The organism is Mucilaginibacter sp. A5337 (genome assembly GCF_059690695.1).
The window spans coordinates 242,499-265,158 of the sequence record NZ_JCAWEC010000002.1 but is presented as its reverse complement, the minus strand read 5'-3'; the positions used below and the strand labels follow the sequence as shown (position 1 = coordinate 265,158).

General features: G+C 42.9%; 24 protein-coding genes. 13 read left to right on the top strand and 11 right to left on the bottom strand.

Annotated elements, in window-relative coordinates; genetic code table 11:
- Positions 1-161: 161 nt before the first annotated feature.
- The 6 genes from AC59JO_RS06040 (at position 162) to hemN (ending at position 7,788) form a co-directional block, all read left to right on the top strand.
- On the top strand, positions 162-1,055 hold the full coding sequence (locus tag AC59JO_RS06040) for an AraC family transcriptional regulator (protein WP_413668290.1): 894 nt from the start codon (positions 162-164) through the stop codon (positions 1,053-1,055).
- A complete protein-coding gene (locus AC59JO_RS06035; protein ID WP_413668291.1) occupies positions 1,052-2,578 on the top strand; it encodes a gluconokinase in 1,527 nt (508 codons plus the stop codon). Before AC59JO_RS06040 ends, AC59JO_RS06035 begins: the two co-directional genes overlap by 4 nt.
- Before the next feature lie 499 nt (positions 2,579-3,077).
- Entirely contained in the window at positions 3,078-4,265 is a 1,188-nt protein-coding gene (locus AC59JO_RS06030) for a PAS domain S-box protein (protein ID WP_413668292.1), read from the top strand.
- Positions 4,262-5,314: a response regulator gene (locus AC59JO_RS06025; RefSeq protein ID WP_413668293.1), complete on the top strand. Its 1,053-nt coding sequence runs from the start codon at positions 4,262-4,264 to the stop codon at positions 5,312-5,314. The genes AC59JO_RS06030 and AC59JO_RS06025 overlap by 4 nt, the downstream gene beginning before the upstream one ends.
- A gap of 82 nt (positions 5,315-5,396) precedes the next feature.
- Complete coding sequence (locus AC59JO_RS06020; RefSeq protein ID WP_413668294.1) at positions 5,397-6,422, top strand: 2-hydroxyacid dehydrogenase; 1,026 nt, start codon at positions 5,397-5,399, stop codon at positions 6,420-6,422.
- 4 nt (positions 6,423-6,426) lie between these two features.
- The gene (hemN, locus tag AC59JO_RS06015) at positions 6,427-7,788 is read left to right on the top strand and encodes an oxygen-independent coproporphyrinogen III oxidase (protein WP_413668295.1); all 1,362 of its coding nucleotides are present in this window, start codon (positions 6,427-6,429) and stop codon (positions 7,786-7,788) included.
- A gap of 89 nt (positions 7,789-7,877) precedes the next feature.
- On the opposite strand, the gene AC59JO_RS06010 is transcribed toward hemN, so the two are convergent.
- The 9 genes from AC59JO_RS06010 to AC59JO_RS05970 form a co-directional block, all read right to left on the bottom strand.
- Positions 7,878-8,567: a sulfite exporter TauE/SafE family protein gene (locus AC59JO_RS06010; RefSeq protein ID WP_413668296.1), complete on the bottom strand. Its 690-nt coding sequence runs from the start codon at positions 8,565-8,567 to the stop codon at positions 7,878-7,880.
- Positions 8,564-8,986, bottom strand: a complete 423-nt coding sequence (locus AC59JO_RS06005; protein ID WP_413668297.1) for a FixH family protein — start codon at positions 8,984-8,986, stop codon at positions 8,564-8,566. Before AC59JO_RS06005 ends, AC59JO_RS06010 begins: the two co-directional genes overlap by 4 nt.
- 4 nt (positions 8,987-8,990) lie before the next feature.
- On the bottom strand, positions 8,991-10,364 hold the full coding sequence (gene ccoG / locus AC59JO_RS06000) for a cytochrome c oxidase accessory protein CcoG (RefSeq protein WP_413668298.1): 1,374 nt from the start codon (positions 10,362-10,364) through the stop codon (positions 8,991-8,993).
- A 5-nt stretch (positions 10,365-10,369) separates the two neighbouring features.
- Positions 10,370-11,278 (bottom strand): cbb3-type cytochrome c oxidase N-terminal domain-containing protein, encoded by a 909-nt coding sequence (locus AC59JO_RS05995; protein ID WP_413668299.1) that lies wholly within the window; start codon positions 11,276-11,278, stop codon positions 10,370-10,372.
- Positions 11,275-11,466, bottom strand: coding sequence for a hypothetical protein (locus AC59JO_RS05990; RefSeq protein ID WP_413668300.1), 192 nt, complete (start codon positions 11,464-11,466; stop codon positions 11,275-11,277). Before AC59JO_RS05990 ends, AC59JO_RS05995 begins: the two co-directional genes overlap by 4 nt.
- Before the next feature lie 7 nt (positions 11,467-11,473).
- Positions 11,474-13,600 carry a cytochrome-c oxidase, cbb3-type subunit I gene (gene ccoN / locus AC59JO_RS05985; RefSeq protein WP_413668301.1) on the bottom strand — a complete coding sequence of 709 codons (2,127 nt, stop codon included), beginning with the start codon at positions 13,598-13,600 and terminating at the stop codon, positions 11,474-11,476.
- 82 nt (positions 13,601-13,682) lie between these two features.
- Positions 13,683-13,844: a cbb3-type cytochrome oxidase assembly protein CcoS gene (gene ccoS / locus AC59JO_RS05980; protein WP_413668302.1), complete on the bottom strand. Its 162-nt coding sequence runs from the start codon at positions 13,842-13,844 to the stop codon at positions 13,683-13,685.
- Positions 13,841-16,231 carry a heavy metal translocating P-type ATPase gene (locus tag AC59JO_RS05975; protein ID WP_413668303.1) on the bottom strand — a complete coding sequence of 797 codons (2,391 nt, stop codon included), beginning with the start codon at positions 16,229-16,231 and terminating at the stop codon, positions 13,841-13,843. Before AC59JO_RS05975 ends, ccoS begins: the two co-directional genes overlap by 4 nt.
- Complete coding sequence (locus tag AC59JO_RS05970; protein ID WP_497304071.1) at positions 16,228-16,401, bottom strand: hypothetical protein; 174 nt, start codon at positions 16,399-16,401, stop codon at positions 16,228-16,230. The genes AC59JO_RS05975 and AC59JO_RS05970 overlap by 4 nt, the downstream gene beginning before the upstream one ends.
- Between AC59JO_RS05970 and AC59JO_RS05965 the strand changes: the two genes are divergently transcribed.
- From AC59JO_RS05965 to AC59JO_RS05940, 6 genes are all read left to right on the top strand, one after another.
- Positions 16,384-18,159 (top strand): hypothetical protein, encoded by a 1,776-nt coding sequence (locus AC59JO_RS05965; protein ID WP_497304069.1) that lies wholly within the window; start codon positions 16,384-16,386, stop codon positions 18,157-18,159. The two genes, AC59JO_RS05970 and AC59JO_RS05965, sit on opposite strands and share 18 nt — an antisense overlap.
- Before the next feature lie 423 nt (positions 18,160-18,582).
- Positions 18,583-18,915 (top strand): hypothetical protein, encoded by a 333-nt coding sequence (locus tag AC59JO_RS05960; protein ID WP_497304067.1) that lies wholly within the window; start codon positions 18,583-18,585, stop codon positions 18,913-18,915.
- A 62-nt stretch (positions 18,916-18,977) separates the two neighbouring features.
- On the top strand, positions 18,978-19,238 hold the full coding sequence (locus AC59JO_RS05955) for a hypothetical protein (RefSeq protein ID WP_497304065.1): 261 nt from the start codon (positions 18,978-18,980) through the stop codon (positions 19,236-19,238).
- Between the two features lie 67 nt (positions 19,239-19,305).
- Complete coding sequence (locus AC59JO_RS05950; RefSeq protein ID WP_413668307.1) at positions 19,306-19,560, top strand: hypothetical protein; 255 nt, start codon at positions 19,306-19,308, stop codon at positions 19,558-19,560.
- Positions 19,561-19,572: 12 nt separating this feature from the next.
- Positions 19,573-19,890: a hypothetical protein gene (locus AC59JO_RS05945; RefSeq protein ID WP_497304063.1), complete on the top strand. Its 318-nt coding sequence runs from the start codon at positions 19,573-19,575 to the stop codon at positions 19,888-19,890.
- Between the two features lie 201 nt (positions 19,891-20,091).
- A complete protein-coding gene (locus AC59JO_RS05940; protein WP_497304061.1) occupies positions 20,092-20,541 on the top strand; it encodes a cold-shock protein in 450 nt (149 codons plus the stop codon).
- Positions 20,542-20,591: 50 nt separating this feature from the next.
- On the opposite strand, the gene AC59JO_RS05935 is transcribed toward AC59JO_RS05940, so the two are convergent.
- Together AC59JO_RS05935 and AC59JO_RS05930 are read right to left on the bottom strand one after the other, a co-directional pair.
- Entirely contained in the window at positions 20,592-20,903 is a 312-nt protein-coding gene (locus AC59JO_RS05935) for a hypothetical protein (protein ID WP_413668310.1), read from the bottom strand.
- 139 nt (positions 20,904-21,042) lie between these two features.
- Entirely contained in the window at positions 21,043-21,237 is a 195-nt protein-coding gene (locus AC59JO_RS05930) for a cold-shock protein (protein WP_377022066.1), read from the bottom strand.
- Positions 21,238-21,774: 537 nt separating this feature from the next.
- Here AC59JO_RS05930 and AC59JO_RS05925 point away from each other — a divergent pair.
- On the top strand, positions 21,775-22,458 hold the full coding sequence (locus AC59JO_RS05925; RefSeq protein WP_413668311.1) for a DUF5683 domain-containing protein: 684 nt from the start codon (positions 21,775-21,777) through the stop codon (positions 22,456-22,458).
- Positions 22,459-22,660 lie beyond the last annotated feature (202 nt).

The following is a 22,660-nucleotide window of genomic DNA, read 5'->3' as shown; positions in this document are numbered from 1 at the left end:
ATAATATTAAAACAGGAAAATACCATTAAAAAACAGCGTTGGTTTTTATACAAATCTTAGTTTTATATTATGTAAACTTGCTTTACATGGATATTCCTTTGGTTATCCTGCATCTGTTGCGGTACGGAGATTGCAGCAACGCATACCAATTATAATCCTGGATGAATCAACTGATACTTCGGCAGGGCATATCTAAAGAACTTGTGCATTTTCCGCATATTCTGGAGTTTGCCCACAGAAAGAATAATACTATCCAACTCAACTCCTTCAACAGCAACGTTACGGACTGCATTTGCATGTATTATATTTTGGAGGGGAAATTTACCTGGATGATTGATTCGCAACAACATACCTTGTATCCGGGTGATTTTGCAGTAATATTACCAGGGCAACGCATCGGTGGTGAAAGCGGGATATTAAATATCGGTGTGTTATTCGGGATAAAGATTTCAACAGAAGATTCCGGAAAGCTTTTACTGGGAAGATGGAGCGGGTTTACCAAAAAAGAAAAATTATCCATTAACCAGATTTTGCTTGTAAATAAGCAAAATCTCGTTTTAAAATTGAAAGAAGCGCAGGTATTAATGCACAATTTACAACTGGAATTGCAAAACGAGGAGGTTGGCTTTTACACCCGCGTAAACCAGTTGCTTGATGAACTTTTTGTACTGATCGGCAGGCAATTGATCAGGCAAAAAAATTCCAGGAGAGATTTCCCCCAAACATTCCTGAAGCTTGAACAAACCTTGCGGCAAAACCTTGCCCACCAATGGACGGTGGAAGAAATGGCAGCACTCACCGGGATGGGAACTACCGCCTTTACCGAAAAAGTAAAAAGCTACTCCGGGTTTTCGCCATTGAATTACTTAATCAACATCAGGATAACCGAGGCTACCAAGCTGCTTAAAAAAACCGAGTTGAATGTTACCGACATAGCACTCAGCACCGGCTTTTATTCGTCACAGCACTTCTCTACAACCTTTAAAAAACTTACAGGGTATACCCCGAGCGAATTCAGAAAAAATAAAACACCAGATTATCAGCATACATCATGAATTGTATCATCATTATAGAAATGGGCACGGCTGCTGTACGGGTCTTTGCCTTTGATCTTTCCGGTAATTTAATCAGTTCTTCAAAGGGGCACTACCCTACCTTTCACGAGCAGCCCGATCATAGCGAGCAGGACCCGGAGCAGATGTTTATTACCATGCTCTATATTCTGAAAAACCTGCTTATTGAAAAAATCTATCCTAAAAAATATACGGTAACCTGTATTTGCTTCGGCTCATCTATGCATAGTTTACTGGCAGTGGATAAAGACGGCATACCATTAGGCAACGCGATTACCTGGGCTGATAACCGGGGTAAAAAAGAAGCTGCTGATCTTAAAAAAAGCAGTCTGGGCGAGGAAATTTATAAAGCTACCGGAACCCCCATCCACCCCATGTCATCGTTGATAAAAATTGCATGGATGAAAAATCACGAACCTGAAAAATTCAGGATGGCAAAGAAATTCATGCCTATAAAAACCTATATAATTCAACAACTTACAGGTGCCTGCGTAATAGATTACAGTATTGCCTCTGCAACCGGGCTGATGAACATCCACAATTTAACCTGGGATGAAGCTGCATTGGAATTTGCTGGGATCACTCCCGGGGAACTTCCGGATCTGCACCCGGTTTTCTACTCGGGCGTAACACTAAAAAAGGAATATCAAAGGGTTTTAAAATTGCTGCCAACAGTTAAAATCCTGATCGGATCAAGTGATGGTTGCCTTGCCACCCTCGGTGCCGGTGTATGGGAAAACAGTATGGCTACCATTACTATTGAAGACAGCGGCGCCTTCCGGATCATCGGCGATAAAATAATAGAAGATCCCAAACAACAAATTTTCAATTACCTGCTTACCGAGAAACATATCATCACTGGCGGCCCCACAAGCAATGGCGGTGTGATATTCAATTGGTTTGCAAAGCAATTCGGTGATTTTCAGGAAGCTTTTGATATTGACCAGTCGATGGATATGCTGATAGAGGAAGCCGCCGGTGTTGAAGTTGGCTCGGGCGGGCTAATCTTCCTCCCATTTTTACATGGCGAACGGGCACCTATCTGGAACCCAAATTCGAGAGGGTGCTATTTTGGCGTCAATATCCGGCACGAGCGCAAGCATTTTATACGTGCCACGATAGAGGGTATCTTATTTGAGATGTACAGCATTGGCCGCACATTAGAGCAACACCGTCACATCGAGAGCCTCTCTATTAACGGCAGTTTTGCATCTATACCGTTTTGCACCCAGATAATTGCCGATATATTTAACAAGCCGGTTAGCACATTGAGCCATGCCGATAGCATTGGCAAAGGCGCATTTCTGTTAAGCGCAACCGAGATGGGCCTTTATCCTTCTTTGGAGGAAGCTTCCAAAACGGTATCCATGCATCAAACTTATTTACCCAACGCCGAAAATCACCGGATCTATGCTCAATACTTTAAAGTATTTGAAAGCCTGATAACGAAGGTCGGTGATGAATTTGATGCGATATCGGATTTGCAGCAGCGTTATAGTCAATGACCGTAGCATTGGGACGGAAGTTCATCTCATTTTATAACAAAAATTTACTTTACCTGATAGGCTAACCCCGAGGTACAGGCAGATTAGCTCTCCTGAATTATTGCTGTTTAAATGCTTTATTCGTTGCTCTAAATGCAGCAGAATATTTTGCAGAAACGCGAAGGGAAGAAATGGTTACTACCCTTATCACCATTGTTCGTCGGCTTATCACTGCAGGTATAAGGCCCGAGAGGTGAATGAAATTTTTATGGCACAGATGCAGCAGTTTGCGGTAAAGCCGGAATATGCCGACCTTTTTTTAACAGGCTATCATCGGTAGATATAATCAGGAAAAGCCTGGCAACTACGGCCGGGCTTTTTTACATAAAGCAAATTTCATTTAATCAAAAACCTGGTTTAAAAAATGATCAATATCATTTTTTAAACTGAATATCGTTATGCCCCGTTTGCCAATAGGAGCTGATATTTGTTTGCCACTTAAAAATCATCCCGGGTTTATATGGAAAGCGCGGCATTGTTGAACGCTATTATTGAAAACGCTATCGATGGAATTATCACTATCGACCACCGCGGACTGATCGAATCGATCAACCCCTCGGCATGCAAGCTGTTTCAATACTCGCCCGCCGAAGTGACCGGTAAAAACGTATCTATATTAATGCCCCCGCCTGATCGGGAACAACATGACGAATACATCAGGAGATATCAGCAAACCGGTCGCAGACATATCGTCGGCATTGGCCGTGAAGTAACCGGTTTGCGAAAAGACGGGACCCTTTTTCCGTTTCGCCTTGCAGTTAACGAAGTAAAATATTCCGGGCGTATAATATATACCGGCTTTATACACGATCTAAGCCGTGAAAAAGAAGCTGAAGACCAGCTGAAAGAGTATGCGGCCCACTTAGAAGATGAAGTGGAAGAGCGCACCCAATCGCTCATGCTATCGGTTAAAGAGCTTGAGAAAGCTAAAGACGAGGTAAGTATCTCGCTCGAAAAAGAAAAAGAACTGGGGCAATTAAAAAGTCGTTTTGTATCAATGGCTTCGCACGAATTTCGCACGCCATTGAGCGCGGTACAGCTTTCTGCCTCGCTTATTGAAAAATATGCCGGGCAATCGCAAACCAAAAATATCAGCAAACATGTGGGTAAAATTAAAAATGCTGTAGGCAATCTTACCACTATCCTTAATGATTTCCTATCGCACGAAAAACTGGAGGCCGGGCGTGTTGAGCCCTCTCCAACAGTTTTTGACCTCGTTAAACTGGCCGAAGAAATAACTGAAGAAATGCAGCTGATTGCCAAGAAAGATCAAAATATTATATACCTGCACACCGGCAGCAACAGCAAGGTTAACCTGGACCTAAACCTATTAAAAAACTGCATCATCAACCTCATTGCCAATGCCATCAAATACTCGGGCGAGAACACTTTTATCGAGTTTAATACTGAGTTAAGCAAAAGCGGATGCACCATCACTGTTAAAGATAACGGTATAGGTATTCCCGACACAGATCAAAAACATCTGTTCGGGGCTTTTTTCAGAGCGCATAACACCGGTAATATTCCAGGTACCGGTTTAGGCCTCCATATAGTAGCCCGCTACGTGCGCCTCATGAACGGCAACGTAACTTTTAAAAGCAGTATTAATAAAGGCACTTTATTCACTATTTCATTTCCCGAACAATGAGCAAAAAAGTTTTGATTATTGAAGATAATAACGACATCCGCGAAAACGTAGTTGAAATACTTGAGCTTGCCGGCTACAAAGTATTTGAAGCCGCCAATGGCCGTGTAGGGGTTGAACTGGCTATAAATAACATTCCTGATGTTATTTTGTGTGATATAATGATGCCCGAGCTTGACGGATACGGTGTATTGTATATGTTGAATAAAAACCCTGTTACGGCAACAATCCCTTTTATATTTCTAACCGCGAAAGCCGAGCGCATTGACTTACGAAAAGGCATGGAAATGGGAGCCGACGATTACCTTACCAAACCATTTGACGACATGGAATTACTGAATGCCGTTGAAAGCAGGTTAAAAAAAAGGGAGGCGCAGCAATCCTTCTACAGCAAATCGCTTGATAATTTGAATTTATTGCTTACTAAAAACAAAGGGCTTACCGAGCTAAAGCGGGTAATTGACGAACGCAAAACCCGGCAGTTAAAAAAAAATCAGGTATTGTATTACGAGGGCGATAAGGGGAATGGTCTTTACCTGGTTGTGAAGGGCCGTATTAAAAGCACCAAAATGGCCGAAGACGGCCGCGAGCTGATGACCGGAATTTACACAAGCGAAGAGTATATCGGCGTCCATTCATTTTTATCTAACGAAACATACAGCGAAACGGCTACCGCGCTTGAAGATAGCTTGCTTTGCCTGATCCCGAAAGATCAGTTGGATGAACTGCTTAATTTATACCCTGACGTTGCGAGGGAATTTATCAGGGTATTGGCCAACAACATCCGCGAAAAAGAAGAACAGCTATTACAATTGGCCTACCATTCGGTACGGAAAAGAATGGCCGAAGCTATGTTGCGCCTTAACAGGCAATATACCTGCAACGCCGAAAGTTTTAAGATCTCGAGGGAAGATCTTGCAGCTATGGCCGGGATGGCTACCGAAACGGTGAGCAGAACACTGTCTGATTTTAAAGATGAGGGATTGATTGATAAAAAAGGCAGTGTGATTACAATTTTAGATCCTGCCCGGCTTTCAAAAATGAGAAACTGATAAACATCACATTTCGGATTGATGAGCCTCATTCGGCAAGCCTGGCACCCGGGCTAACTTTGTTACATTAATATTATTGCAAATGAAAGCGGTAGCCTACAGTATAAAGCCTTTTGAAAAGGAGTTTTTGGCAAAAGCCAATCAAAAGAAACACGACATCACCTTAATATCCAATGCCCTCAGCATCGATACAGCCGTATTTGCAGAGGGAAAAGACGCAGTAATTGTTTTCACCAACGATGATGTATCGGCAGCGGTAATTAAACAACTTGCGAATTATGGTGTAAAACTTATCATAACCCGATCAACCGGTACCGATCATATCGATAAACAGATTGCCGCTACATACGGCATCAACATTGCAAATATCCCCTCCTATTCGCCTCAGGCCATTGCCGAACATGCGGTAGCGCTGGCCTTTGCGCTAAACAGGCAGATTATCAGGGCAGATAAACACAGTCATTATTTCGATTTCAGGAACGATGAACTGATTGGTTTTAATTTTGCCGGCAAAACTGTTGGACTGATAGGTTTGGGCAATACAGGCAAAGCTGCGGCAAAGATATTTAACGGACTTAGCTGCAACGTAATAGCTTACGACCCCGCATTTTCGGCCGATGTTGAACATATTACACCGGTAACTTTAGAAGAACTATTGGCTAATGCCGATATTATATCTCTTCATTTACCGCTTACAGCGGCCACAAAACATCTTATCAAAAACCAAACCATCAGCCAGATGAAAAATGGTGTGATGCTGATTAATACCTCCCGCGGGGCACTCATCAGAACAACCGATGCCATAGCCGCATTAAAGAGTGGCAAAATAGGTTATCTGGGCCTTGATGTTTATGAATTTGAAAAAGGCTTGTTTTTTGAAGATCATGAAAACGATGCCGTTAAAGACCCCATGCTACACAGTTTATTAAACTATCCCAATGTTTTGGTTACGCCGCACCAGGCATATCTAACCAAAGAAGCCTTGCAGGAAATTGCAGACAAAACCATCCGCAACCTGGATCAATGGCAAATAAATAAATACGCGGGCAATAATTGTGCATGCGCTAACAGCTGCCGCGTTGACCTGCCTACTGAAATTAAAATTTAATTTTATGGAACCATCACTAACAGCTAAATATAATGTGGCTGCTCCCCGGTACACCAGCTACCCAACTATGCCTTATTGGGATACCGGGGCTTTTACTAAAGAAGAATGGATAAAAACTGTAAACTGTTCATTTTGCGAGAGCAATACACAGGAAGGTATAAGCATTTACATTCATTTACCTTTTTGCGAAAACCTTTGCACCTATTGCGGCTGCAATACCCGGATCACCAAAAACCACAGGGTTGAGGAGCCTTATATTAAAGCCTTATTGCTGGAGTGGGCCATGTACAAAAATATTTTTGGCAAGAAGCCTGTGATCAGGGAGATACACCTGGGTGGAGGTACGCCTACTTTTTTTAGTCCGGCAAATTTAAAAGCACTTATTAGTGCTATCCTGCTGCATGCAGAAATACACCCGGATGCATCTTTCAGCTTTGAAGCGCATCCGGCCAATACCACCGTTAACCATTTGCAGGTTTTGTATGATCTTGGTTTCAGGCGGCTAAGTCTTGGCATCCAGGATTTCGACCCTAAGGTTCAGTTTATCATTAACCGCCAGCAAAGTATTGATCAGGTGCGTACGGTTACCGGGCAGGCAAGGCGTATAGGTTATACATCCATCAATTATGATCTGATATATGGTTTACCGCTGCAAACCTTAGCCGGCCTGGCTACAACCCTGCAGGAAGTAGCCGCATTAAAACCCGATAGGATAGCTTTTTATAGCTATGCCCACGTGCCATGGTTAAAACCGGGCCAGCGCCGCTTTACAGAACATGATTTGCCGGATGCAAAACTTAAAACTAAACTGTATGATGTTGGCCGCGCACTGCTAAAACAGTACGGCTATCAGGAAGTGGGTATGGATCATTTCGCTTTACCCGGCGACGAATTAATATTGGCTGAACAGGCAGGCAAACTCCATCGCAATTTTATGGGTTATACACATCAGCATACGCAATTGCTGGTTGGCTTGGGAGTATCCTCTATCAGCGATTCGCGATATGCTTTTGCCCAAAATGTAAAATCTGTTGAAGAATACCTTGAACTGGTAAAAAACGGCGAACTACCTGTTTTTAAAGGTCACCTGTTAACCAAGGATGATATCATTATCCGCAGGCATATCCAGGAGATCATGTGCAAAGGCCAAACCATTTGGAATCATCATGCTCAGCCATGTGAAGCATTATTAGATGGGATTGAAAGGTTACAGTTGCTGGCCGATGATGGGTTGATAGAACTTAATTCGTGGGGATTAAAAGTAACACCCGCGGGCAAAAACTTTTTACGAAACATTTGCATGGCGCTCGACGCCCGGCTTTGGGCCAATAAACCGGCAACACAGCTGTTTAGTATGGCGATATAGTACATACGTATCATCGGTCAACATATCAAACAGTTTTTTTCGCAGCAGGCGCTAAGAATAAGGCTTTCTTAGCGCCTGCTTACTTAAACCTATCGGCAAATACCAACAGCCGATGATTGTTTAGCCGGGCTTAGGTATGGAATATCCAAATTCAATCCCCTCAAAACAAACCAAAAACCAAGGCACACCATCAGGTAAGGCACCGCCCTGTTTATACGTCGCCTAACAACAGGCCCTGCAAAGCCCGAACTAATGGTTGCAGCCAGCATCAAAGGAAATGTGCCCGCACCAAACCAAAACATATAACCGGCAGCGTTGACAGGCGATGAAGTATTAATTGCCCCAACCAATGCCAGGTAAACAAAGCCGCAAGGCAAAAAGCCATTAAGCAACCCAACTACCAAATGCCCGGCACGATGCTGCAACGCGTAGTACAATAGTTTGTTAACTGGTTGTAATAAGCGGGGGATAAATGTCATCCCGGCCAACCGTAGTTTAAATAAGCGCGAAAAGCCGGCCATAATGATCAATATACCGCTTAACAAGCTTATGCCCTGCTGTAAACCGTAAAGCCATAGTTGTTTCCCGGCAAAGCCAATAAGCAACCCTAAAAATGTATAGGTAATTACCCTGCCGGTGTTATACTGCAATTTATCAGTTATAACATACCACCATCGGTTTTGCGAAACCGGTACAGCAAAAGCCAGCGGCCCGCACATGCCTATGCAATGTACACTGCCAAACAGGCCGATAAAAAAAGCTATCTGGTTGTTGCTCATTTTATAAATACCTCCTTATGATACAGGTAAGCTTTATGGCAACTCTCCCACTCCAGTATTAATTGCCAGGGGCCCTTGGCCATATCTTTCAAACTGATACTTGCAGTTTTGCCTGCACCATTATTAAATTGAAATGCTTTGTCCTGCGTTTTATCTGAAGGTCTCATAAAACTTATCCGGCCGGTTGCAGGCATGCTAAAAGCGATGCTGAGCCGATCGCCCTGCTGCGTTATTACCGGCTCGGCATGATCTTTAATTACCTGCTCTTCGCGGTTATGATCTTTGTTAAAGCTCATTCCTTTTTCATAGTACTGGTGGTCGTAGTCGTCAACCGGTACATTGAACATATAAATACACATGCTCAGGATGAACAGCATAAATATCGCCATTCCCATTATAATTCCTTTTCCCCAATTCATTTGCTTAATCATTTACGGGTCCTATAAAGTTGGTACTTACTGTCTGGATCACCTGGCAGCTAACTACCAGCTTTAAGCGGATTTTAGTTTTGGCGGCATGAATGTGCGACGCCGGGAGCATAATAAAAAACACAACTTTTTCTGTTGCCCCTTTACCGATAACATCCGGTGCCTGTATATATTTTATTTTAACCGACGGATCATCTGCCAAGATGGTTACTGTTTTCTCTTTATCGGTTTTATTGATGATCTCGGCGTTATAAATATTGCTAATGTAACCGTTGGGCTGTTGCTGGTACAGCATCCCGGCACTGCGCATTACGGTAAGATCCATATCTGTCCTGCTAAGAATAAAATAGCTTAAAACGGCTATTAAAACTGTTATCACCGCTGTGTAAGCCATCATCCGTCCGGTAAAAGTTGGCTTCTCTTTCAGGCGGATCATGTTTTCCGAAAAGTAGCCAATCAGGTTACGGGGCTTGTGTATTTTATCCATCACCTGGTTGCATGCGTCAATACAGGCCGTGCAATTAATGCATTCAATCTGTGTTCCCTTCCGAATATCAATACCGGTTGGGCAAACGGCTACGCACAGGTTGCAGTCTACGCAATCGCCCTTCAGGTTAAAAGGATCAGCCTCCCTGCTAAGCCTTCCCCGTGGCTCGCCGCGTACTTCATCATAAGCAACTACAAGCGTATGCTGATCTATCAAAACACTCTGCAACCGGCCATACGGGCATATGAGTATACAAACCAATTCACGTACCCTACTGTAAACCAGGTAAAACACGGCGGTAAACACCCAAATACTAATAAACCCCACCCAATGAGCAGTAACGGGTTCGGTAATAATGCTAATTAAACTTTCGCTGCCAATGATATAAGCGAGAAAAGTGTTGGCGATGAGGAACGAGATTAAAATAAATATAACGTGCTTGCTTACTTTTTTAATGATTTTTTCCTTATTCCAGCCGGCGGCGTCAAGCTTTTTGCGCTTGGGTGCATCCCCTTCTATCCAAATCTCTACCTTCCGAAAAACCATTTCCATAAAAATGGTTTGCGGACAGATCCACCCGCAAAAAATACGGCCAAACGCAATTGTGAATATCACCACGCAAACCAAAAACACCAAGGATGCCAGCACAAACAGGAAGATATCCTGCGGCCAGAAAACCTGCCCCAATAATACAAACTGCCTGTCTATTACATTAAGCAACAGCAAAGGCCTGCCATTGATCCGTAAAAACGGCCCGCTAAAAAAGAACAACAGGTAAAAATAGCTTAACCAACTGCGCCATTTGTAAAACCTGCCCTTTCGTACCAGCGGGTACATCCATTGCCTTTTCCCACTCTCCTTTCCTGCCAGTAAGCCTTCCATATCGGTTATATCTTAGCTATCGCTTTATCTTTTGCTGCAATACCATCTGTTTCTTTTTCGCCTTGGGGCTCCTTGGCACCGGCTGGATTAGTGCCATGTAATGATTTGATGTAGTTGGCAACATCCGCGATCTGTTTAGGCGATAGTTGCTTCTCCCAGGTTGGCATTCCCTTAGCCGGCACACCATACTTTATGGTTTTAAACACATCGCTTATCTTGCCGCCGTGCAGCCAGTAATCGTCGGTAAGATTAGGCCCAACCACACCCTGTGCATGATCGCCGTGACAGGGAACGCAACTTTGTTTAAATATTGCGTGCCCCGAGTTTAATACAGCCGGATCGCTTAGCTGCTTTACGGTATTTTCATCAACCCTATTGGCAGCCTTGCTCAGATATTGTTGTTTGGCGATATCGGCCTGGGCCATTTCGGTTTTGTATTCGTCATATTGTAACTGCCCGAAGCCAAATACATGATAAGTTAAGATATAACCCACTGCAAAAATGATAGTGATATAAAACAGGTACATAAACCAACCGGGTATAGGATTATCCAATTCCTGAATTCCGTCATAATCATGCGCGATGATCAATTCATTTTCTTCAGATAGTGGCCTTAACGACAGGATTTTGTTCCAGGTTTCGCCTTTGGGTTTCTTAACCTTTTTGACTGGTGTCAATTCGGCAATGATCTGCTCTTCGGTATATCCTTGTGCTTTTAGTGTTATCCTTGTAACTGCTTTAAGCGCACGAAGCAATACCAGCATCGATAAAATAAACAATACAAGCATTACGATAATAGCCCCAAAGCCTATCTCGTTCATTAAGTCAGCCGGAATTAAATTATCATCGGCGGCTAAGGCGGGCTGTACCGATAATATCAGTACAATTAAAATCAACGGGCTCTGGTATTTCATAAGTTACGGGTATTAAAAGTTTCGCCATTACCGTCGTGCAGGGGCAAATCGCGCATGTGGTCAACATGTTGTTTCCTCAATCTGAAAAGCATAACGGTCACTACTATAAAAAATACAAGGAAGATTCCGAGCGAGAACAGCAGGTACGCCTGGGCACCAGACAGGTTCTCTGTAAATTGCTTAAACATGACTTTATTATTTAGCAGCGGTTTTATTTGCCTTGATATCGGTGCCTAAACGTTGCAGATAGGCTATTACCGCAATGATCTCTTTATTATTTTTAACCTTGATATGATCGTTGTTCAGATTATCCGCAATTTCCTTTTCCTGCTTTTGCAGATCGGTGTTGGCCATTTTTTCATAACCTTCGGGATACGGAACGCCAAGAGTGCGCATGGCTTTTATTTTGGCGGCAGTAGTGGCCGTATCAAGGTTTTGAGTTAACAACCAATCATAATTGGGCATAATACTACCCGGCGACATCAGCCTCGGATCCATGAGGTGATTGTAGTGCCAGGCGTTACCATATTTACCGCCTTCGCGGGCCAGATCCGGACCGGTACGCTTCGAGCCCCATAAAAACGGGTGATCGTACACAAACTCTCCGGCTTTGCTGTACTCGCCGTAGCGTTCTGTTTCGGAGCGAAAAGGCCTAACCGTTTGCGAGTGACAATTTGAGCACCCTTCCCTGATATAAATATCGCGTCCCTGCAGTTCAAGTGGGGTGTAGGGCTTTACCGCAGCTATGGTTGGGATATTTGACGATATGGTTAATGTTGGCATCAACTCGATAAAAGTACCTACAAGTATTACCAGCAGCGCGGCAATCATCATTTGTATGGGCTTGCGCTCCAATGCCCTGTGCCATTTTTCCTGTTGGTTGGTTTTACTTAAAACAGGCAGCGGCATAGCCTGGGCCGGTTCATTCGCCACCAGTTTGCCTTGTAAGGCAGTGCGGCATAAGTTGTAAGCCATTACAATAACTCCTAACAGATACAGGGCGCCACCAACCGAACGCATTACATGCATAGGCAATATGCGCATGGTAGTTTCTAAAAACGCAGGATATTTCAGGATACCCTCGGGCGTAAATTCCTTAAGCATCAAACCTTGTGTAAACCCGGCCCAGTACATTGGCACGGCATAAAACAGGATACCCAAAGTACCTATCCAAAAATGGAACGAGGCGAGTTTTTTAGAGAAGAGCTCGGTTTTATAAATGCGGGGAATAAGCCAGTATAGAATGGCAAAAGTTAAAAAGCCATTCCAACCTAAAGCACCAACGTGTACGTGCGCTATAATCCAATCGGTAAAGTGCCCTATTGCGTTTACCTGTTTTAATGAAAGCATCGGGCCCTCAAAGGTAGCCATACCGTAAGCTGTAAGGCCTACTACCATAAATTTCAGGATCACGTCATCACGTACCTTATCCCAGGCCCCCCTAAGCGTTAACAGACCGTTAATCATACCGCCCCAGCTTGGTGCTATCAGCATAATGGAAAAGGCAACCCCTAATGATTGTGCCCAGCCCGGTAAAGTAGTGTACAGCAAATGATGCGGACCGGCCCAGATATAAATAAATATCAGCGCCCAAAAGTGAAGGATACTTAATTTGTACGAATAGATGGGCCTTTTGGCCATTTTAGGCAAAAAGTAATACATCATGCCCAGGTAAGGCGTTGTGAGGAAAAACGCCACCGCATTGTGCCCATACCACCACTGCACCAGAGCATCCTGTACACCTGCATAAACCATGTAGCTTTTAAAGGCTGATACCGGCAACTCGAACGAATTTACAATATGCAACACCGCTATGGTAACAAAGGTGGCAATGTAAAACCAGATAGCCACGTACAAATGCCGTTCGCGGCGTTTAAATATGGTACCGAACATGTTTATGCCAAATACTACCCAAATCAATGTAATGGCGATATCAATAGGCCACTCCAGTTCGGCATACTCGTGCGAGGTGGTTAACCCTAAGGGCAGGGTTATAACCGCCGATAAAATAATGAGCTGCCATCCCCAAAAATGTATTCGGCTGAGCGCATCGCTAAACATACGTGCTTTTAATAATCGTTGCAGCGAATAATAAACGCCCATAAAGATAGCATTGCCCACAAAGGCAAAAATCACTGCATTGGTGTGTAGCGGCCGGATACGGCCAAAGGTGGTGTATTGGTTACCCATGTTCATGGCCGGGCTATACAACTGTATAGCTACAATGAGGCCAACGGTCATCCCAATAATACCCCAGATCACGGTGGCTATACCAAAATTCCGTACAATCCTGTTGTCATAGTAAAATTTTTCGGGCTGCATAAAGTGTTTTTATTATGGTGTAAAACTATTGTCTTGCGCTAATCGGCAGAATGATGAGTGTTTGTGTAAATGATGATGTTGGTCACTTTTCAGGATCAGCATCATCCGGATCGTCCAATAAAATCCTTACTGATGGCGTATAGAGGTCTTCGTTTTGCCCGGTTCTCTGAGCCCAGAAAAAAGCAGTGAGAAATACCAGCGCAAGCAATACACTGCAGGCTATCAAAAAATAGATAATGCTCATGATAGTTTCCTTTTCCGGGCTGCAAAATGCGTAGCCAAACTGGTGAATGAAATAATAGTAACCGTACTTACCGGCATTAATATGGCCGCAAACAACGGTGAAAGCTTACCGCTAACAGCATAACTTAAACCGATAAGGTTATAAGTAAGTGAAATGACGAAAGATGCGTGAATGATACGGACGGTATCCTTCGAGAATTTTAAGAACTCGGGCAGTTTGGCAAATGACCGGCCATCCATAATGGCATCGCTGCCCGGAGAAAAGTTGTTAACATTATCAGTTATGGCTATGCCCAGATCACTTTGTTTAAGTGCACCGGCATCATTTAAGCCATCACCAATCATCATAACCTTGTTTCCCTGCTGCTGTGCCCGGTTAATGAAATCGAGTTTATCCTGGGGCGACTGGTTAAAAAACAACCTGTCCGAATGTTTAAAAAAACGGACGAGTTCGAAGCGCTCATGGTCCTGATCGCCCGATAAAAGGAACATTTCGTAGTCCTTTTCAAGCGCGCTGATGTTTTTTAAACCTTCGCGGTACTGCTGAGTGAGGGTAAAATACCCTTTATAATTTCCATCTATAGAAATGTGAACTTTAGTGCCTGCCGATGGTATATTATTGTAACTGCCAACATATTGTTCACTTCCTATCCGAACGTAGCAGCCGTTAACTAACCCAACTATGCCCCTTCCGGCAATTTCGGCCAGCCCTGTTACAGGAGCCCATTCATGGTTGCCCAGGTAACGGCAAATCATGCGGCTTAACGGGTGACTGGAGTGCATGCAGATATTATAAACAAGTGCTTTTTCATCATCATTAAGTTGCGCGTTAAGTTGAATGCCCTGGTTATTGCCGGTTGTTATGGTGCCGGTTTTATCCATAACAATGGTATCGATGGCTGCAAGTTGTTCAACAACTGCGGTGTTTTTAAGGTAAAACAGGTTGCGATCAAAAATGCTGAGCGCGGCCGACATAGTAAATGGCGTGCTTAATGCCAACGCGCAAGGGCAGGCTACTATAAGCACTGCCGTAAAGGCTGCTATCCCCCTGCTTATATCTGTTGGCAGCCAAAATAATAGCGAGCCGATGGCTATCAACAATAAAGCAACAGTGAAGTATTTGCTAACCTTTTGATTAAAGGTTTGCATGCGGTTATCCTGCTTACGTGTAAAAGCCTCGTTGTTCCAAAGCTGGGTAAGGTAGCTTTGCGACACAGGCTTTAATACCTCCAACTCAATGGCTTCGCCGGTTTGACGGCCTCCGGCATAGATAATCTCTCCCAGGGTTTTGGTAACCGGTACGGCTTCGCCGGTAACAAAACTAAAATCAATCAAAGCCTGCCCTTTCAGCAAAATGGCATCGGCAGGGATGATCTCGTTATTGCGGATCCGGATGCGATGGCCTGTATGCAAATCTGAAAGCGGCACGGGTTTTTCATCTCCTTCAACCATAGTATTTACGGCTACCGGAAAAAAAGAGCGGTAATCACGCTCGAACGAGATATGGTGATAGGTTTTCTTTTGCACAAATTTGCCTACCAATAAAAAAAACACCAACCCGCAAAGTGTATCGGCAAAGCCTGCGCCGGTGTGAGTTAACACTTCAAAAACGGTTCTTGAAAAAAGTACGGCGATGCCCAGGGCCAGCGGAAAATCAATATTCAGCGATTTGCGACGCAGGTTTTGCCAGGCCGAAACAAAGTATTCGCGGCCGCTGTAAAAAACTACCGGAAGGCAGAACAAGACGTTCAACCAACCGAAAAATTGTTTAAATGACTGTTCGTACAATGAAATACCAAAATATTCGGGAAAGCTGAGCAACATTACATTACCGAAACAAAACCCCGCAACGGCTATTTTTTGCACCAGCTGATCTTTACCGGTTGCATTTTGTTCTTTAATAACATCCTGTAAACTGATTAGCGGTTCATAACCAATATCATACAGCAACTCTACCAATTGCTGTAAACTTATCCGGTGATGATTGAAACGGATATTCAACTGTTTCTTTAAAAAATCGACCCGGCAATAATGTATAGCGGGATTGATCCTATTCAGCTTTTCCAGCAGCCACAGGCATGAGCTGCAATGAATATGCGGAATATAAAATGTGACCATGGTAACCCGCTCATCAGTATAATCGATCAGCTTATTTACTATCGATGGTTCGGACAGGTACTCAAACCGCCTGTCGGTTCGGGCACGGGTGGCGCCGGGGTGGTCATTATAATTATAGTAGTTACAAAGCTGGCTGGCTGATAACAACTGATAAACACTTTTACAGCCATGACAGCAGAAATGTTTATCATCAAGTATATAGTTTTTGGTTGTACAATCATCGCCGCAATGGTAACAGCTTATTTTTTCGAGCGTTGGGCTTCCTTTCATACCGGGATAGTTTCAACTTCAAAGCTGCCCCATAAATGCCATATAAATAATGATGAGCAATTGCCCAAAAAGTGATATCCGTCAGTTTTTGAAGTTGGTGCACCATATAGTTTTGCCAACAGGAACACTGGTTCCCTCAAAACAAAAGCTACATGAGCCATACATTTCATATCCCTGTATTAGGATTAGGATATTCTGTTGATACACCACTAAAAGTAGCACGCTACGGTATCTCGTCGGTTATTTCGATTGTTGATGATGAGTTGGTTGAGCGGATGCGGGAATATCACACTTTAAACAGCAGCCAGGCATTTGTGCCTATCCCAAAGTCGGAGCCCGATGCGCGCGCGCGGCGTATTACCGCCTATTTAAACCTGATAGGCCAATTGGTAGATGAGCAATTTGAACGGTTAAAAAATGAACCGTTCGAGCCCGGAACTGATATCACCCGGTACTTTGAACTTCTGCCCGATTCATCACAGCTTAAGCAGGGTTACGATCTGATGCTTGACTATCCGGACAATGAAGGCAGACAAATTTTTCAGGATGTCCTTCGCAAAAAGATCATGCCAGGCGCTATTGACGTAAATATCATGTCGAAAGTAGACAAAATGAATTTTGATGCCGATGGCAATTATCTTGGCGATGAAAATACAGATGCACTGGCTGCGCTACGGGGCTTTGCTGACAGCAACCTGCATTCTTCAATCATACTATCAGCCGGAATGAACCCCAGACTTTATAGTTATCTCGAAACATTTGATGAATTTTTACCAGATAATGAAGGCCATTTTTTAAAACGCATCATCCTTAAGGTAAGCGACTTTCGTTCGGCATTTATACAGGCTAAATTCCTGGCAAAAAAAGGATTATGGGTATCCGAATTCAGGGTTGAATCCGGATTGAATTGTGGCGGGCACGCCTTTGCCACCGAAGGCTTTTTACTGGGGCCGATATTGGAAGAGTTTAAAGAAAAACGGACAGAAATGGTTGATGACCTTTTTCAATTATATCAAGGCGCGTTAGTAACAAAAGGTATCAGTTGCAAAGCCACGCCGCAACAGCGCCTAACTGTTCAGGGTGGCATTGGCACAGCCGAGGAAAATAGTTTTTTAATGGAACACTACCAGTTGGATGCCACAGGTTGGGGAAGCCCGTTTTTACTTGTGCCGGAAGCCACAAATGTTGACGAGCAAACGCTGATACAGCTGGCAGAGGCATCGCCCGATGATTTTCACGTAAGCGGAGCCTCACCTTTAGGAATCCTGTTCAATAACTTCAGGCCCAACAGTATGGAGCAGCTACGATTAAAACGCCTGCACTTAAACCGGCCTGGTAGTCCCTGCACAAAAAAGTACCTCGTTACTAATACCGAGTTTACCGATCAGCCTATTTGCACCGCATCAAGGGAATATCAAAACTTAAAAATTAAACAACTGCTATCGCTTAACCTGCCACAAGCTGAGCTGCAACAACAGATTGATACAGTAACCGAAAAAATTTGCCTTTGTGAAGGTTTATGCACATCAGCCTTTATTAAAAATGGCATCCTCAGGCCTAAAGAAAACTCTGCTGTAGCCGTATGCCCCGGCCCTAACCTTGCTTATTTTAACAGGCTGTATACACTGGACGAAATGGTGAAACATATTTATGGCAAGCTGAACCTGTTGGATAAGGTAAAGCGCCCGCATATATTTATGAAAGAACTTGATCTTTATATCGAATACCTGCAGGCCGATATCAAATTGCACCTATTAAACATTACGGAAAAGAAGAAGAAACAGTTGAGCAAATTTAAAGCACAATTACAGGAGGGCATCGGTTACTACAAGGAGTTGCTTAATAAAGCGGCAGCGGTAACGAGCTTAGATTATCGGAATGAATTACTTGCCTTTGAAAATATTCTGAAGCACGTTCAGGTTCCCTGAGCGATGCAGCAAACCTAAATAACAATATTGAAGGCGAGTCAGTTACTAATTTTTCATATTCCCTCCGGCTCCATTTAATTAAAAGCCCTCAGATAAATCTGAAGGCTTTTTTTGCGCGCATGCGGATCATGCTTTATAAGCTCCGCATAATTACATTTAGCCGGGTTGGTTGACAACACAAATGGGGGTTAACAGGGTTAACACAAATTTGGGTGATTTTCAGTTAAATTATTGATATTCAATTAATTAAGTCAAAAACAGTGTTAACCCCCTCCTGTACTGAATAAATTCAGACCAACAGCAGTTAAATAACTTAAAATCAATAATTTACAAAAACGCAAATAACAAATCGGCATAGTTACTAAAAATATTAGCAATTATACCAGTAATTCACTATCTTTATTTGAAAGATCACTAAACCTCATGAAAGTCGAAAACGCCTTAACAACATCCCCGCCTTCGTATGAAAAGATTAGCAATGTATTAAAGCTGCAAAAGATCACCTTGGCCGATATCGAAGATTTTACCGGTGCCGAACGTGATTACCTCGGGGAAATTACAACCGAAATGCTGCAACAGTTAAAAGGAGAAGAAAGAGACAACTATATCAATAAAATAGCGGCTATCATCCATCCAAGTACCAATGACCAGATCTGGGAACAGAACCACTTTGTAATTGGCCGGGCTATCACCAAACTGATAGGCCAATATGGTGCAATGCCCCCTAAATTTGCAATAGCACGCGAACCGGCCTGAGCCGGCAAACCGTTGCCAAACACCTTGCAGACTATAGAGCACATCCGCAATACCATGCCGAAATGGAGCAGTTTAAATACCTGGCCCCTAACATACTGGCCGGCGTTTGTAAGCGGGCCTGCAACGGCGACGCGAAGGCCGCCCGGCTTTATTTTGAAATGGTTGGCGCATTAAACCAACAACAGCCCAGTACCGTTATAAACGAGCAAAACAACTACATCCAAATAAACAATACCATATTAAGCCAGGAAAACCTGAAACAGCTGAGCAAAGAACAGTTGAACCAGATTGAGCATATTATCAGCGGGATTGGGGGAAAGTGAATTTTGGTAAATGCTGTGTTTTTTGATTTTGGGTATTGACACAATTATTATGCTATACTGAAGGGAAATGGCCTCACGACTGGCTTATAACTGGCGCAAGTATGCAGCGCCGGCAAAGAGGTGGCGTACTTGTGACTTAAAACATCACGAGCACTCTGCCACAACATCCGGCGCTGCATCGCACCCTAAGGAGAAACTTTTATCAAAGCCAATTGATTTTGGAGCAATCAAAAACGTTTTATTTCAAATTGATCATTATCGGGAACTGGATATCGACTATAGCTATCATCTTCTTTCCACCTCCGGTATCAACATTAAATGATATATTGCAATGATGGCAGATTTTTTCATATTAATTAAAGACTGGGTAATTGCTTTAGGCGAAAAACATGAGGTTGACCCCTTATTGCTGGGCTGTCTTTATTTAATCAGTAAAGTATGCTTCGTAATTTTTATTGGCTGGATAATTAAAAACCTAAGGGCAAAGAGGGCCATCATGATGCCGTTGTTGCTGGCCTCTGTTAGTTTCAGCATACCTTACCTTTACCTGGTCATTGCCGGCCGCAATATCCCTGCTTGGGTATATGTGTTTATCGTGCTCATGTTTATGTATGGCGGGTATAACATTTGGAAAAAAATTAAATTGGTTTGAAAGCTAACTGACGCTAACCGCCAAACCAGCGCAAATCTGTAAACCTTTTTCACGACGATACAGATTGGATATACACAAGTGGTAACTCCCGCCCATGACCATATTGATACTTTTAAAATGTATAACGCGGGCAAAACATTTCTTTATTAAAAAAAAATTCCAGTTAGTCGCTTTTGTCGGTTTTTCTTCGTATATTAAGTTATGGGCAAACCAATAGAAACCTTTAGTAAAAAGGAACGGGAAAAGAAAAAGTTTAAAAAGCAACTCGATAATAAAGACAAGGCAGAAGACAGGAAGGCAAACTCAAACAAAGGAAAAAGCCTGGAAGATATGATGGCTTATATTGATGAAAACGGCAATATCACCACAACTCCGCCTGATCCGAACAAAAAGAAAACAATGAATGCCGAAGATATCCAGATCGGCATCCCAAGGCAAGAGTACCTCGCTCCTGCCGATCCGGTACGAAAAGGCATTGTTGCCTTTTACAATGAATCCAAAGGTTATGGATTTATCAAAGATTTGACCACCCAGGAAAGCATCTTCGTACATGCCAATGGTTTAACGGAAGCCATCCAGGAGAATGACAAGGTAACCTTTGAAACCGAGCAGGGAGCTAAAGGCTTAAATGCGATTAAGGTGAAAAAGTAATAAATACCTGGTTAAAGCTATCCGGTTACCGAAAGAACGATTACCAAGTATTATCGCCTTTCCTGCAGCGGGTTATAGGCAACCAGGTATTGTAATTCATTAAGCCGAATATCTTTGAGGCTAAGGGATGCTGTGGCCGGCAACATTAGTTCGGCCTCTACCTGCGCCAGCATGGAAGCAAGTTTTTCGGCACCCGCTTTAACAGAAACGCTGGCATGATACTGCTTTTCAATTGAATTTTTATCAGCCTGGCTGGCCAATTTGACCTGCCATGGCTTTTCGGATTTAAAACCGTTTTCAGCTGCGATATTCCTGAGGTCGAAAAGGTATTCTTTTACTTCTTTACTGATAACTACCTGCATTTTACTTCTTTTTGTTATTCGTTATTAATGACCGCATTTTCTATTAGCCCGGTGCTTTTTTTCGCCTGGTTCCGGGATGTGTAAATAAAAAGCATCCGGCTTTAGGGCCGGATGCTTTTACCAATGTGATATTTGATGATTAGATTACTTTAACATTGATGGCATTAAGACCCTTACGGCCCTCTTCTACATCGTAAGATACCTGATCATTATCACGGATCTCATCAATTAAACCTGTAGCGTGAACGAAAATTTCGCTCCTGTTGTCATTTTGTGAAATGAATCCAAAGCCTTTTGCGGCATTAAAGAATTTCACGGTACCTTCTTTTTGCATTATATCTTTTTTAATAAGTAGCCAAGGTACAAATAAAATTCGTTATTTTACCTAAAATTTAAATTTATTAACAAAAAATTAAATTCATCACAACTGGCGGGTATGCTACGCACCTGCCAAGAGCGTGGCCTACCCGTGACTTTCAACTTTCAAAACGTCACGAGTACGCTGCCCAGAATATCCGGCGACGCATACCTCGCGCCAGTTAGGGGGCTGTCAATACCAACGCTTCCGCAAGCGGCAGCCTGAAGGCAGTGTACATCGCTTTAAGCGGCGAGAGGTATACAGAGCCGGGGATTTGGCTAAGTACTCTTGATTTTCATTTTTAAAACTGTACGGCTTGATAAACGCTTTCTCGCTTTATTCCACTACCGCAATAGTCATGTTTTAAAAGTTTTTATCATTTTTTAATAAAAATAATAAATGTCAATATTATAAGTTATAATTACATTGTTAATAAGCATCGTCACAGAGTTATGCCACATTAAGACATCAATCGGAAAACTGAACCTTACTTCAAAATCACAGATCATCCCTATGCCAAAATTTTTCCTGTTTTTTATCCTGATAAGTTTTTTGTCACCTATCGCCCATGCTCAAATCTTCGATAAAACTGAAACCGGCAGAATAGATACCACAAAAAAAAAGTTGCCTGGCCGATCATTATCCGGTTCTTTTGCACCCAAAATTGATCCGTTAAGGGAGAAAATATATCATCCGGATAGTTCCCATATTCCGCACAAGGCCGTTATGCGTTCCTTGATGATCCCTGGCTGGGGGCAAGTATATAACCATAGATGGTGGAAAGTACCTTTGATTTACGGAGGCTTGGGACTTCTGACCTCGGCAATAATCTACAATCAGCATCAATACAAAGAATATCTCACTATATCCCGATATCGTCAGGGTGATCCGCCAAGCCCTGGTGCCCCCTATTACGACAAATATATTCTTTTTAGAGATTATCAGGTTTCTGATGCCCGATTGAGCGATGTACGGGAGAATTCAAGAAGAAACAGGGATTTGAGTATAATGGGTTTTCTGGCAGTTTGGGGCATCCAGGCAATTGATGCTTACATTGATGCGAAATTTCTGCATTCTTATTCAGTCGATAATAATCTATCATTAAGAGCAACTCCCGGCGTTATAAATCAACAGGCATATGCACAAGATGTGAGCTTCAAATATATTCCAGGTATCAAAATAACCTGTAGCTTTTGATATAAATCTCTTGAAAAGCTTTGATACCCCCTCGAAAGTATAGGAAACAGTACCTTTATTATGAATTCCCATAATAAACAAAGATCCTTGTATTAATTATATTTTTTTGCTTATTTTGAAAATAACTAAACCGAATCATAAATGAAAACCCTACTTGAAATTATTTCCTGCCCTTTGAATTTACTTTTCCTTTTCAATCCAA